This window comes from Desertibaculum subflavum, assembly GCA_003576705.1.
Classification (GTDB): domain Bacteria; phylum Pseudomonadota; class Alphaproteobacteria; order Ferrovibrionales; family Ferrovibrionaceae; genus Desertibaculum; species Desertibaculum subflavum.
Window position 1 is genome coordinate 1 of sequence record QOZS01000089.1, and the last position, 12,769, is coordinate 12,769.

The 12,769-nt window shown below is 68.6% G+C and carries 18 protein-coding genes; 9 read left to right on the forward strand and 9 right to left on the reverse strand.

What is annotated here, in order from left to right; all coding sequences use genetic code 11:
- Window positions 1-437: Hpt domain-containing protein (locus DT074_RS26365; protein ID WP_368744925.1), on the reverse strand; the 437-nt coding region annotated here is incomplete at its 3' end.
- Window positions 438-574: 137 nt separating this feature from the next.
- On the reverse strand, window positions 575-1,207 hold the full coding sequence (locus DT074_RS26370) for a histidine phosphotransferase family protein (RefSeq protein WP_119422835.1): 633 nt from the start codon (window positions 1,205-1,207) through the stop codon (window positions 575-577).
- Between the two features lie 68 nt (window positions 1,208-1,275).
- On the opposite strand from DT074_RS26370, the gene DT074_RS26375 reads away from it, so the two are divergent.
- On the forward strand, window positions 1,276-1,497 hold the full coding sequence (locus DT074_RS26375; RefSeq protein WP_119422836.1) for a DUF3553 domain-containing protein: 222 nt from the start codon (window positions 1,276-1,278) through the stop codon (window positions 1,495-1,497).
- The gene (locus DT074_RS26380) at window positions 1,494-2,216 is read left to right on the forward strand and encodes a histidine phosphatase family protein (RefSeq protein ID WP_119422837.1); all 723 of its coding nucleotides are present in this window, start codon (window positions 1,494-1,496) and stop codon (window positions 2,214-2,216) included. Before DT074_RS26375 ends, DT074_RS26380 begins: the two co-directional genes overlap by 4 nt.
- A gap of 10 nt (window positions 2,217-2,226) precedes the next feature.
- Here DT074_RS26380 and DT074_RS26385 read toward each other — a convergent pair whose 3' ends face one another.
- The 3 genes from DT074_RS26385 to DT074_RS26395 are packed head-to-tail and all read right to left on the reverse strand — an operon-like array spanning window position 2,227 to window position 3,806.
- Window positions 2,227-2,700: a MaoC family dehydratase gene (locus DT074_RS26385; protein WP_119422838.1), complete on the reverse strand. Its 474-nt coding sequence runs from the start codon at window positions 2,698-2,700 to the stop codon at window positions 2,227-2,229.
- 17 nt (window positions 2,701-2,717) lie between these two features.
- Window positions 2,718-2,954 (reverse strand): hypothetical protein, encoded by a 237-nt coding sequence (locus tag DT074_RS26390; protein WP_119422839.1) that lies wholly within the window; start codon window positions 2,952-2,954, stop codon window positions 2,718-2,720.
- Entirely contained in the window at window positions 2,955-3,806 is an 852-nt protein-coding gene (locus tag DT074_RS26395; protein ID WP_119422840.1) for a S49 family peptidase, read from the reverse strand.
- A 188-nt stretch (window positions 3,807-3,994) separates the two neighbouring features.
- Between DT074_RS26395 and DT074_RS26400 the strand changes: the two genes are divergently transcribed.
- The 7 genes from DT074_RS26400 to DT074_RS28330 all read left to right on the forward strand — a co-directional run bounded on the left by DT074_RS26400 (window position 3,995) and on the right by DT074_RS28330 (window position 10,276).
- The gene (locus DT074_RS26400) at window positions 3,995-5,227 is read left to right on the forward strand and encodes a cytochrome P450 (protein WP_119422841.1); all 1,233 of its coding nucleotides are present in this window, start codon (window positions 3,995-3,997) and stop codon (window positions 5,225-5,227) included.
- A 188-nt stretch (window positions 5,228-5,415) separates the two neighbouring features.
- Window positions 5,416-5,832, forward strand: coding sequence for a carboxymuconolactone decarboxylase family protein (locus DT074_RS26405; RefSeq protein ID WP_119422842.1), 417 nt, complete (start codon window positions 5,416-5,418; stop codon window positions 5,830-5,832).
- Window positions 5,833-5,845: 13 nt separating this feature from the next.
- The gene (locus DT074_RS26410; RefSeq protein WP_119422843.1) at window positions 5,846-6,721 is read left to right on the forward strand and encodes an NAD(P)-dependent oxidoreductase; all 876 of its coding nucleotides are present in this window, start codon (window positions 5,846-5,848) and stop codon (window positions 6,719-6,721) included.
- A gap of 64 nt (window positions 6,722-6,785) precedes the next feature.
- Window positions 6,786-8,159, forward strand: a complete 1,374-nt coding sequence (locus DT074_RS26415) for an NfeD family protein (RefSeq protein WP_368744926.1) — start codon at window positions 6,786-6,788, stop codon at window positions 8,157-8,159.
- Between the two features lie 12 nt (window positions 8,160-8,171).
- Complete coding sequence (locus DT074_RS26420; protein WP_119422845.1) at window positions 8,172-8,951, forward strand: slipin family protein; 780 nt, start codon at window positions 8,172-8,174, stop codon at window positions 8,949-8,951.
- An 87-nt stretch (window positions 8,952-9,038) separates the two neighbouring features.
- Window positions 9,039-10,034: a chymotrypsin family serine protease gene (locus DT074_RS26425; protein WP_119422846.1), complete on the forward strand. Its 996-nt coding sequence runs from the start codon at window positions 9,039-9,041 to the stop codon at window positions 10,032-10,034.
- 5 nt (window positions 10,035-10,039) lie between these two features.
- Window positions 10,040-10,276, forward strand: a complete 237-nt coding sequence (locus DT074_RS28330) for a hypothetical protein (RefSeq protein WP_162915259.1) — start codon at window positions 10,040-10,042, stop codon at window positions 10,274-10,276.
- A 6-nt stretch (window positions 10,277-10,282) separates the two neighbouring features.
- Here the strand turns inward: DT074_RS28330 and curA are convergent, their stop codons facing one another.
- The 4 genes from curA to DT074_RS26445 all read right to left on the reverse strand — a co-directional run.
- Complete coding sequence (gene curA / locus DT074_RS26430) at window positions 10,283-11,302, reverse strand: NADPH-dependent curcumin/dihydrocurcumin reductase (RefSeq protein ID WP_119422847.1); 1,020 nt, start codon at window positions 11,300-11,302, stop codon at window positions 10,283-10,285.
- A 24-nt stretch (window positions 11,303-11,326) separates the two neighbouring features.
- Window positions 11,327-11,776: a molybdenum cofactor biosynthesis protein MoaE gene (locus DT074_RS26435; protein WP_119422848.1), complete on the reverse strand. Its 450-nt coding sequence runs from the start codon at window positions 11,774-11,776 to the stop codon at window positions 11,327-11,329.
- Window positions 11,773-12,030, reverse strand: coding sequence for a molybdopterin converting factor subunit 1 (gene moaD, locus DT074_RS26440; protein WP_119422849.1), 258 nt, complete (start codon window positions 12,028-12,030; stop codon window positions 11,773-11,775). Before moaD ends, DT074_RS26435 begins: the two co-directional genes overlap by 4 nt.
- A partial coding sequence (locus DT074_RS26445; protein ID WP_368744927.1) for a molybdopterin-binding protein occupies window positions 12,030-12,769 on the reverse strand: 740 nt, incomplete at its 5' end. The genes DT074_RS26445 and moaD, both read right to left, overlap by 1 nt.

Genomic DNA, 12,769 nt, shown 5'->3' on the forward strand with positions numbered 1-12,769 from the left:
GCGGCGGCGACAGGGGCGGGCGGCGGCGGGGCCGCGGGCTTGGCGGCGACCGGCGCGGCCTTGCCGGCGGCGGTCGCGTCCAGGCGGGCGATCAGATCGGCGTCATTGCCGGCCGGCTCCGCCTCGGTGCGCTCGAGCTCGGCCAGGATCTGCTTGATGCGGTCGAGGGTCGCCAGGATCAGGGTCACCGCTTCCGGTGTCACCACCAGCGCGCCGTCGCGGAACTTGCCGAGCACGTTCTCGGCGGCATGCGCGAGCGTCTCGAGCCGCGGCAGGCCGAGGAAGCCGCAGGTCCCCTTGATGGTGTGGACCAGGCGGAAGATGTTGTTGAGCAGCGATGGGTTGTTCGGATTCTGCTCGAGATGCACCAGCTCGACATCGAGCACCGCGAGACTTTCGTTGGTCTCGGTGAGGAATTCCGTCAGCAGATCATCCATGTTCCACCCAAGCGCAGCGCACCAAGCTGACCGCGGTGGGAACCCCTGTTCCTCCGCGGCCGGAGGTCAGGTCGGTTAATCTGCTGTCGAGAAGTTAAGTTAGCTCTAAGGGCGTACACATTGTCGTCGCCGGGAGCTCAGCTGCCCGGCTTGAGCGCGAGCGAGAAGCCCTTGGGCCCGGTCTCGCTGGCGACCACGCGGCGGCCGGAAGCGGCCGCGAGCCGCATCGCATGCACGGCAACCGCCGCGATCCCTTCGGGAACACCGGCCTGGCCGGCAAGCGCTGTGCGGACGGCATCCGGCAGATTGGCCACCTCTCCCTCGGCCATCACGGCCACCAGCCCGTCGGCTCCCACCGAGGGCCGCAGGAAGCCGCCGCGCGGCAGGCCGGCGGCGGCAACCAGCATAAGGTTAAGCAGCACCTTGGCCTCGGGTTTGGTCAGGCGGGCCAGATCGGCCGGCCATTCGACCTTGAGCCGGCCGCCGCCGAGCTGGCCCTCGACGGCATCGCGCAGCTCGCCCACGTCGATCACGTCACCGAGCGCCCCGCCGGCACCGAAGGCGATGCGGAAGAAGCGCAGGCGGCGCCCGGCCTGCTCGGCCGATTGGGCCAGCAGCTCGACCGCCTGGTTGCGGATCTCCTCGTCGTCCTCGTCCTCCAGCAGCTCGGCGCCGTTGGCGATGGCGCCGAGCACGCCGGCCAGGTCGTGGCAGAGCTTGGAGCAGAGCTGCGCGGCCAGCGCGAGCGAGGGATCGGATTCTTGCGCCATGGTTACTGCCTTGTCGTCGCTGTCACATTGGCGTCGTAAGATGCAGAGGTGAACGAATTGGAGCAATCATGCCCAGTGTGACATTTGCGGGAGCCGGGCCGGGACCGGCCCCTGGCCTGGTGCCGGGTGCCCTGGTGCGCCACCCCCGGGAGCCCGATTGGGGCATCGGCCAGGTCCAGTCGGCGATCGACGGGCGCGTTACGGTGAATTTCGAGCAGGTCGGCAAGCGGCTGATCAACGCCGCCGAGGTGGCGCTCGAGATCGTCGGCGGCCGGGAGGACAGCCGATGAGCCTGCTCGCGCTGGACGGCGCCCGGCGCCGGCGCATCCACCTGCTGCGCCATGCCGAGGCCGCCTATTTCGACGCGGAGGGGCGCCGCACCGGCGATTCGCGCATCGTGGCGCTGACCGAGCGGGGCCGCGAGCAGGCCGCCGCCATGCGCGCGCTGCTGGCCGAGGTGACGCTCGACGCCGTCGTCGTCTCCGGCCTGCCGCGCACGGTGGAGACAGCCGACATCGTGCTCGAGGGCCGCGACCTGCCGCGGCGCACCGAGCCGCTGCTGGAGGAGATCAATAGCGGCCGGTCGATGGCCGAGCTGCCGCCGGAGCAGATCCTGCCCGACGTCGCCTATGCCTTCTTCCATGCCGGCCGCGATACCGGGCGCTATCGCGACGGCGAGCATTTCGAACCCTTCGTACGCCGGTGCCACGACGGCATCGAGAAGGTGCTGGCCTGGAAGGACTGGGACAACCTGCTGCTGGTGGCGCATGGCGGGGTCAACCGGGCACTGCTCTGCTGGGCGCTGGGCGCGCCGCTCGCCGCGTTCCCGGTCTTCGAGCAGGATTCCTGCTGCCTCAACATCATCGATGTCGACGTCACGCCGGACGGCGACGTGGTGCGCCGCTTCATCCGCGCGGTGAACGTGACGCCCTACGACGTGCCGAAGCGCCAGCACCACATGACCACGCTGGAAGGCATGGCCAGGCGGATGATGGCGGCGCCGCGCTAGATCGAAGGGCTCAGTGGGGCCGCTTCTTGACCAGCAGGCGATGCGTGCCTTCCAGCACCAGCTCGCCTTTCTGATTGTGGAGCGTCGCACGCATCACGATGACGCCGGTCGTGCGCTGCGGCTTGAGCTCGACGATCTCCAGTAGCGGGTACATCGTGTCGCCGGGATAGACGCCTTTCAGGAAGCGCGCCGAGACCTCGATGAAGGCGACCAGCGCGTCGCCGAAGGCATGCGGCGACAGGCCGGCGCCGGCGGCCGTGTAGGCCAAAACCTGCAGGCCGTGCGCGAGCAGGCCCGGATGGCCATGCGCCTTGCAGTATTCGATGTCGTAGTGGATCGGGTGATTGTCCCCGGTCATGCCGCGGAAGGCGGTGAAATGCGATTCCGTCACCGTGTGGCTGTTGCCGGGGAAGCGCTCGCCCTGCTTGAAATCGTCGAACCAGCGCTGCGGCACCAGCTTGTAGTCGTTCGGATCGAAACTCATCCTCCCTCGCTTTCTCGTTATGCGTCGCGCTGCGGACAGTTTGGCCGTTCGCAGGCTGCCGCGCCGGCGGCGATGTAGACGCCGCAGACGCGGCAGGCGCGCATGTCCTCGACATCGCCCGCGCGTGCGCGCTGCTTCGGCGCGCGGCGCGGCGCTTCGCGGCTGGCCAGCTGCTGGCGCTGCCACCAGCGGAAGCCGAGCCAGACGACGGCGATCGCGGCGGCCAGGATCAGCAGCTTGTTGAGGCTGAACATCTAGAGACCGTAACGCGACCAGGCGGCGCGGGTCTCGACCGCCTCGACCAGACGCTCGGCGAAGATCGCCGGCGCTTCCGCCAGCCCGAGCCGGCGGCGCAGCCAGCTGCGCTCCGCGGCGAAGATACGCAGCTTCACCTTGTCGCCAAAGCGGCCGCGCAGCACGGTGCGGAGATGGCCGAGCCCGTCGACCAGCCCGGCCTCGGCAGCCTTGGCGCCGGTGAAGATCTCGCCCTCGAACAGGCCGTCAGGATGCGGCTCCTTCAGCCGGTCGGCGCGGCGGGCGCGGACGTGATCGATGAAGCGGGCGTGGATCTCCTTCTGCAGCGCGTCGAGCCGCGCCACATCCTCCGGCCGCTCCGGCCGGAACGGGTCCAGCATCGACTTGGCGCGACCCTGCGCATGCACGCGCCGCTCGATGCCGAGCCGGGCGATCGCCTCGCTGAAGCCGAAGCCGGCCGAGATCACGCCGATCGAGCCGACGATCGAGCTGGCATCGGCGAAGATCTCGTCGCCGGCCAGCGCCAGCCAGTAGCCGCCGGACGCCGCCACGTCCTCGACGAAGGCGAGCACCGGCTTCTTCTTCTCGGCCGCGAGCTCGCGGATGCGGTCGTGAATCAGCGCCGATTGCACCGGCGAGCCGCCGGGCGAGTTGATGGCGAGCGCCACCGCCGGCGCGGCCTTGAGCGAAAAGGCGGCCTCGAGCGCGCCGGCGACGCCGGAGAGATTGAGCGTACGGCCGCCGACCAGCCCGCCCGGCGGCGCGATCACGCCGGCCAGCCGCACCACCGGCACCAGCGGCGCCTTGTCACGGAAACGGTCAATGTAAGGCAGGTTGTCGATCCAGCTCATGAGGCTGTCATAGCGAAGGGCAGCGGGGAAATGAACCGCCAAGGACGCCAAGTGCGCCAAGGCACGCAAAGGAAAGGACTTTCAATCCTTCGCGGAACTTCGCGTCCTTTGCGTCACTGGCGGTGAACGAGTGGCCGGCGCAGCGGCAACCGGCTAGTCTCAATGGTAGAAACAGGGAGAAACCTCAGATGAGTGCCGTGCCCAAGGCTGCCGACCAGCCGATCGTGTTCAATCCGCTCGATCCGGCCTTCATCCGCGATCCCTATCCGTTCTATCACCAGCTGAGGGAGCGCGAGCCGCTGCACCGCTCGCCGCTCGGCTTCATCATCGCCACCCGCAACGCCGATATCGCGCTGCTGCTGCGCGACCGCCAGCTCGGCAAGCGGTTCCGCGAACGGATGGCGAAGCGGCTCGGCCCCCAGGCGCTGGACGAGGTCGCCTATCGCGGCCTCGAGCTGATGATGCTGACCCGCGACCCGCCGGACCACACCCGGCTGCGCGGCCTGGTCACCAAGGCGTTCACGGCGCGGCGCGTGGAGGAGATGCGCCCGCGCATCCAGTCGCTGGTCGACGGGTTGATCGACAAGGTGGTCGACAAGGGCGAGATGGACGTGATCAAGGATTTCGCCCATCCGCTGCCGGTGATGGTGATCTGCGACATGCTCGGCATCCCCGAGGAGGACCGGGGTCCGTTCCTGGAAAGCTCGCGCATCGTCGGCCGCATCCTCGATCCCGTCCCGCTGCCGCGCGAGGAGCTCGACCGCGCCAATGCCGCCTCGATGGAGCAGGCGGCCTATTTCAACGACCTGTTCGAGCGCCGCCGGCGCGAGCCGAAGGACGACCTGATCACCCATCTGGTCCAGGCCGAGGAGGCCGGCGACCGGCTGACCAACGAGGAGCTGTTCGCCAACGTTCAGCTGCTGTTCGGCGCCGGGCACGAGACGACCACCAACACCATCGCCAACGGGTTGCTGGCGCTGCACAGGCATCCGGACCAGCTGGCCGCGCTGAAGGCCGATCCGTCGCTGACGCCGAACGCGGTGGAGGAGGTGCTGCGCTATGACAGCTCGGTGCAGATGACCGGGCGCGCCACCTTCGAGCCGATGGAGATCGACGGCTTCCGCATCGAGGAGGGCGAAGGCGTGATCTGCCTGCTCGGCGCCGGCAACCGCGACCCCGCCGCGCATGCGAACCCGGACCAGCTGGATATCCGCCGCAAGGACCCGAAGCCGCTGTCCTTCGGCGGCGGCATCCACCACTGCCTGGGCGCGCAGCTCTCGCGCATCGAGACCGACGTCGCCTACCGCAGCCTGCTCGCCCGCCTGCCGAACCTGGAGCTGCCGGAGAAGGACAGCCCGGAATGGCGCCAGACCTTCACCTTGCGCGGCCTGACCAAGCTGCCGGCGGTGTGGCGACAATAGTTTTCGTACCAGCACGTCATGGCCGGGCTTGACCCGGCCATCCACGCCCTTGGGCAGCGCGACGGAGAGCCGTGGATGCCCGGGTCAAGCCCGGGCATGACAAGGTGAGTACTCAGCGTGATGAATATGTAGAGCGGGGCCGACGGGGTAACCTGTCGGCGAGCCGATACGCCTAAGGAGGAAACAACATGGCCGAGAGCAAGCAGCACGCGGCGGGGCTTCGGGTGCGCAAGGAGGTGCTGGGCGCCGAATATGTCGAGGCGGCGCTGAGCAAGACGACCGCCTTCGACAAGGATTTCCAGGACATCGTCACCGAATATTGCTGGGGCGGCACCTGGGGCAAGGGCGTGCTGACCAAGCAGCAGCGCAGCCTGCTCAATCTCGGCATGATCGCGGCACTCGGCCGCATGCACGAATGGGAGCTGCATTTCCGCGCCGCCCTGGTGAAGAACAAGGTGCCGCTGGAGGAGCTGCGCGAGATCCTGATCCAGATCGCGGTCTATTGCGGCATCCCGGCCGGCGTCGAATGCTTCCGCATCGCCAAGCGCGTGCTGCAGGAGGAAGGCATCGACGCGAGCCAGTTGAAGCCCCGGCCGGAAGCCTGATCGGGGCCGCGCGATGGCGAGCAATGGCGAGCTGATCGGCTTCATCGGCCTCGGCCAGATGGGCCAGCCGATGGCGACCAACCTGGCGAAGGGCGGCTGCCGCATCCTGGGCTTCGACGCCGCCGGCACGCAGAGCCGGCTGCCGCCGGGCGGCACCGCGGCGGGCTCGGTCGGCGGCGTCGCCGCCGGCGCCGAGACGGCATTCCTGAGCCTGCCGGACGGCGCCGCGGCCGACATGGTGGCGCATGAGATCGGCGCCGCGCCGGCGCGACGGCTGCGCACGGTGATCGATACTTCGACCATCGGCGACCAGGCGGCTGCGCGCGTCGCCGAGCGGCTGGCCGCTGTCGGCGTGCAATATGTCGATGCGCCGGTCTCCGGCGGCGTGCATGGCGCGGTGGCGGCCAGCCTCGCCATGATGGTCGCCTGCCCGCAGGAGAGGTTCGACACCCTGGCGCCGATGCTGAAGCTGGTGGCCAAGAACGTGTTCCATGTCGGCACCCGCGCCGGGCAGGGCCAGGCGATGAAGATGCTGAACAACTTTCTCTCCGCCACCGCCATGGCGGCGACCAGCGAGGCGATCAATTTCGGCATCGACCGCGGCCTGGAGATGAAGACCATGCTGGACGTGCTGAACGTGTCGAGCGGGCGCAACAGCGCGACCGACGACAAGTTCCCGCGCCAGGTGCTGCCCGGCAGCTTCGCCGCCGGCTTCGCGACCAGGCTGATGGCGAAGGACGTGCGCCTGTTCCGCGAGGGCGTGCGCGCCGCCAACGCGCCGCGCGAGGTGGGCGAACTGGTCGCCGATATCTGGACGCGTTGCGAGCAGGCGATGCCGGGATCGGATTTCACCGAGATCTTCAAGTTCGTGCGGGAGAGCAAGGGCTAGTCGCCATCCGCATCCCGGAACGGAGGCAGGCGCCTGGGCTGGGAGGAAGGGAGACACGGGGAGCATGCGGATGCGCAAGGCCCGCCTGCTATGGCTCGTCGTCGGCGCCGTTCTGGCCGCCGTACTCTCGATGCGCGTGGCGAGCAGCGCCCAGGAACCGGCACCGCCGGCCGCCATCCTGCAGGCCGACATCACCGGCGCCATCGGCGTCGCCGCCGAGCTGCAGGTCGAGACGGTGATCAAGCGGGCCGAGGCCGAGCAGGCCGAGCTGGTACTGTTCCGGCTCGACACGCCGGGCGGGCTCGTCACCTCGACGCGGGTCATCATCCAGGCGATCCTCGGTTCGAAAGTGCCGGTGGCGATCTACGTGGCGCCGAGCGGCGCCCGCGCCGCCAGCGCCGGCACCTACATGCTTTATGCCTCGCACGTTGCGGCGATGGCGCCGGGCACCCATCTCGGCGCCGCGACGCCGATCCAGCTCGGCGGCGCGCCGATGCCGGGCAGCCCGCAGCAACCGCCGAAGGAGAAGCCGGCGGAAGGCGAGAAGCCCAAGGCCGGCATGGAAGACAAGGTGCTGAACGACGCCATCGCCTATATCCGCGCGCTGGCGCAACTGCGCGGCCGCAATGCAGACTGGGCGGAGAAGGCGGTCCGCGAGGCCGCGACCTTGACCGCCGACGACGCGCTGAAGGAGAACGTCATCGAATTCGTGTCGGTCGACCGGACCGCGCTGCTGGCCAGGCTCGAAGGCCATGAGGTCAGCGTCGGTGGCGCCAAGCGGAAGCTGGTCACCGAGGGGCGCGCGGTGGTCGAGGTGGCGGCCGATTGGCGCATGCGGCTGCTCGGCGCCGTCGCCGACCCCAACATCGCCTTCATCCTGATGATGATCGGCGTCTACGGCGTCCTGTTCGAGCTGTGGAGCCCCGGCGCGATCTTCCCCGGCGTGCTCGGCGGGATCTGCCTGCTGCTCGGGCTGACCGCCCTGTCGGTGCTGCCGGTCAACTATGCGGGGCTCGGCCTGCTGCTGCTCGGCATCGCGCTGATGACGGGCGAGGCCTTCACGCCGGGCATCGGCGTGCTCGGCATCGGCGGGGTGATCGCCACCGTGATCGGCGCCGCCTTCCTGTTCGACCCGGATGCCGCCGATATCGACATCGCGGTGGCCTGGCCGGTGATCGCCGGCATGACCGCGCTCAGCTTCGCCATGGCCGCCTTCGTGTTCGGCTTCGCCATGAAGGCGCGCAAACGGGCGGTGGTCACCGGCGCCGAGGAGATGATCGGCCTGGAGGCCAAGGTGATCAGCTGGAACGGCAGCCGGGGCACGGTGCGTGTGCACGGCGAAGTCTGGTCGGCCAGGAGCGACAGGGAGTATCTGCCGGGCGACGCCGTGCGCGTGGCGGCGCGCGACGGGCTGACCCTGCATATCGAAGCAAGCTGAGGAGAGGCGGAAATGCTGTCGAACCTGCAATCGATCGGCGCCATCGTGCTGCCGATCGCCATCGTCCTCGGCCTGATCGTCTACTCGTTCCGCACCTTGCGCGAGTACGAGCGCGGCGTGGTGTTCCTGCTCGGCCGGTTCTGGAAGCTGAAGGGCCCGGGCCTCGTCATCGTCGTGCCGGTAATCCAGCAGATGGTGCGGGTCGACCTGCGCACCCGCGTGCTGGACGTGCCGCCGCAGGACGTGATCAGCCGCGACAACGTGTCGGTCAAGGTCAACGCGGTGGTCTATTTCCGCGTCATGGACGCCGAGCGGGCCATCATCCAGGTCGAGGACTTCAACATGGCGACCAGCCAGCTCGCCCAGACCACGCTCCGCTCGATCCTGGGCCAGCACGAGCTCGACCAGATGCTGGCCGAGCGCGAGAAGCTGAACGACGAGATCCGCGCCCTGCTCGACGACCAGACCGATGCCTGGGGCATCAAGGTCTCCAATGTCGAGCTGAAGCATGTCGACCTGAACGACAGCATGGTGCGCGCCATCGCCAAGCAGGCCGAGGCCGAGCGCATCCGCCGCGCCAAGATCATCGACGCGGAGGGCGAGCTGCAGGCCTCGCAGAAGCTGTTCGAGGCCGGCGAGGTGCTGGCGCAGCAGCCCTTCGCCATGCAGCTCCGCTATCTCGGCACCCTGCAGAACATCGCCGGCGAGCGCAGCTCCACCATCGTCTTCCCGCTGCCGGTCGACCTGCTGGGCAGTCTGCGCGGGACCGCGAAGCCAAGCCCCGCAGAGTGAGCAGAGCTCTCTGCAGTTGCTTTCCTGATAATATATACAAATGTAACGAATCGCCCCATACTGCCGTGAAAGCGGTGGGAGGCGGCGATGAAGCTCGACTCGGTACGGGAAATCAAAGCACGCGCGCTCGACCGGATCGTTCAGCCGATGCTGGCGGCACGGCCACGCGCCCTCGGTTTGGCGTTCGCGGCCGCGCCGATCGAGAACACCAAGCAAGCGACGCGGCTGTTCGCGCTTGGCGTCAGCCCAGCGGGCAAGGGAAATTTCAAGCTCGCAGTACGCCTGCAGCGTCACTCTCTCGCGGCACATCCCGAGATCGAGCGCCTGTCCAGGTTGGCCAAGGGCGAGGTCGATATCAATTTCATCGGCAGGGTCCAGAAGCGCGCCGTGCCCTGGTATCAGCAGCAATGCCGTCCCTTGAACGTCGGCTGCTCGATCGCGCATTTCGGCGTGACGGCCGGCACGCTCGGCGGATTCGTCACGCCGCGGAGTGGAGGCCGGATCCAAGTGCTCTCCAACAACCACGTGCTTGCCAACGAGAACAATGCCAAGAAGGGCGACGCCATCCTGCAGGCCGGCCCTTATGACGGGGGAAAGGCCGCCGATCGCGTCGCGACGCTGGCCAGGTTCGTGCGCCTGCGGAGCAACAATGCCAATCTCGTGGATAGCGCGACCGCTACAGTGGTCGACGACATCGACCATGATCCGGCCAAGCTACGTGGTCTGGGAGCGCTGAAAGGACTTGCCGATCCGGAAATCGACGAGGGGCTGAAAGTGGCGAAGGTCGGCCGCACGACGGGGGTGACACGTGGCCGGGTCACAGCCTTCGAGATCGACGATCTTGTGGTGGCCTATGACATCGGCAATGTCGGATTCGACGGTCAGATCGAGATCGAGGGTGCGGGCACCGGGCCTTTCAGCGATGGCGGCGACAGCGGCTCGCTGATCGTGGACAGCGACGGCTATGCGGTGGCACAGCTTTTCGCCGGCACGGATTCCGGCGGCCGAAACAATGCCGGCCTTACCTACGCAACGCCGATCCACACCGTCCTCGATGCGCTGCGCGTTGATCTGCTATACTGACGCGCATGGTAGAAAAGCGGGTTTCGCTCGAACAGGCACGGGCCGCAAAGTCCAAGGCCAAGCGACAGCTTGGCCCGGCATTTCAAGTGGTCGGTGTGGGCCTGACGAAGGTCTCGGGGTGCCCCGCGGTCAAGGTGAATCTGGCGGCACCGCCCATCGGCACCGCCATGCCGAAACAGATCGATGGCGTGCCGCTGGTGTTCGAGGTGGTCGGCCGGATCCGGCGACTCGCTTCGGGTTAGCGTCGTTTACCCCTTCTCCGGACCGACGCGCACCTGCAGCTTGCCGAAATTGGCGCCCTTCAGCAGGCCGATGAAGGCCTTCGGCGCGTTCTCCAGCCCGTCGACGATGTCTTCGCGGAACTTCAGCTTGCCGGATTTCACCCAGGCGCCCATGCGCTGCATGGCCGGCGCGTAGCGGTCGCGGTAGTCCCACACGATGAAGCCCTGCAGGCGCACGCGCCGGCCGGTGAACAACCCGTTCAGGCGAGGGCCCATGGCCGGAATCTCGTTGTTCGATTGCGAGATCGAGCCGCAGGCGGCGATGCGGGCGAAGAAGTTGAGCTGCTTGTAGACGGCGTCCGACACCTCGCCGCCGACATTCTCGAAATAGACGTCGATGCCGTTCGGGCAGGCCGCTTTCAGATCTGCATCGAGATTGCCGGCCTTGTAGTCGACGCAGGCATCGAAGCCGAGCTCCTTCACGAAATCGCACTTCGCCTTGCCGCCAGCGATGCCGACCGCGCGACAGCCCATCATTTTGGCGAGCTGGCCGACCACCTGGCCGACCGCGCCGGAAGCGGCCGAGACCACGACCGTGTCGCCCGGCTTCGGCTGCGCCACGTCGAACAGGCCGAAATAGGCGGTCATGCCGGGCATGCCGAGGATGCCGTTGGCGGTGGAGATCGGCGCGATCGAGGGATCGATCTTGCGAAGCGCCGCCGGATCGGTGGCGACGGCATATTCCTGCCAGCCGAGCGAGCCTTCGACGATGTCGCCGGGCCGGAAGCCGGGATGGTTCGACTTGACGACCTCGCCGACCGTGCCGCCGACCATCACCTCGCCGATCTTCACTGCCGGCGCATAGGACGCGACGTCGCGCAGCCGCCCGCGCATATAGGGATCGAGCGAGAGATAGATGATGCGGACCAGCACCTCCTTCGGCCCCGGCTCCGGCACCGGCTGGGTGTCGACCTTGAAATCGCTTTCCTTCGGTTCGCCCACCGGGCGCGCGGCAAGAACGATGCGGCGATAAGTCTTGGCGGTCATGTCCCCTCCCCTCGTGAGATCACTTCACCGCTGCCATCGTGCGGCGGCGTGGTCGTCTTCGGCGCGGGCTTCGACCCAGCGCGGGCCTTCGGGCGTCGCTTCCGATTTCCAGAACGGCGCCTTGGTCTTCAGCCAGTCGATCAGGAAGGCGCAAGCCTCGAGCGCCGCCTCGCGATGCGCCGAGGCGCAGATCACCAGCACGATCTGGTCGCCCGGCTCGAGCCGGCCGTGGCGATGCACAATCAGCGTGGCGTCGAGCGGCCAGCGCGCGCGCGCCTCCGCCTCGATCTTTTCGAGCTGCCGCTCGGTCATGCCGGGATAATGCTCGAGCGTCATGGCGCCGACCGCCTGGCCGCCGGCCATGTCGCGCACCAGGCCGACGAACAGCGCGACGCCGCCGATCGCCGTGTTGCCGGCGGTGAGCGCCTTCAGCTCGGCGCCGACATCGAAATCTTCCGTCTGCACGCGGATCACGCCGAGCCCCCGGTGACCGGCGGGAAGAAGGCGACCTCGTCGCCCGCGCGCACCGGATGGTCGACCGGCACGTAGTCCTGGTTGACCGCGACGCGCACGACGCGGAGGTCGGCGAAGGCCGCGGCATAGCCCGGCCCGCGCGCCTTCAGCCAGTCGATCAGCCGCGCGACATCCGCCACCTCGGCCGGCGGCGCGAGATCTTCCTCGGCGCGGCCGATGCGCTCGCGGAGCCAGGCGAAATAGAGGAGCTTCATCAGAGCTGCTGCCAGAGCGGAAGGGCGGGCACCATATCGCCGGGACGGATCTGGGTCACTTCCGGCCCGATTTCAACCAGCAGGTCCGCCTGCGCCAACACGCCAAGCCGGCCGGAACCCTGGCCCGGATCGCCGATCGCCGTCGGCAGGCCGTCGGCGCCGGCCTGCAGCACCGCGCGCAGGAATTCGGTGCGGCCAGGCTTCTTCTGCAGCGCGAAGCCGGCCCGCACCAGGATATGCGCCGGCGGCGGCGGCGCGCCGGCCAGCCGGTGGATCAAGGGGAGTCCGAAACGGGCGAAGCCGATATAGGCGGCGACCGGGTTGCCGGGCAGGCCGAGGAAACAGGCCCGGCCGATCTGGCCCAGCGCCAGCGGCCGGCCCGGCTTCATGGCGATGCGCCAGAGATGCAGCGCGCCGAGCGCCTCGACCGCCGCGCGGACGTGATCCTCCTCGCCGACCGACACGCCGCCGGAGGTGACGATCAGGTCGGCATCGGCCGCCGCGCCCGCCAGCGCCGCGCGCACCGCCGCCGCGTCGTCGCGCAGCACGCCGCGATCGTCGAGCGCAACCGGCAGATTGCCGAGCAGCGCCGCCAGCATCGGACGGTTGCTGTCGATCGTGTGGCCGGCGGCCAGCTCGTCGCCGGTCGAAAACAGCGCGACGCGGAGCGGCCGGCGCAGCGTCACCGCCGTCGCGCCGCTGGCGGCGGCGAGCGCCACCTGCCGCGGGCCGAGCCGGG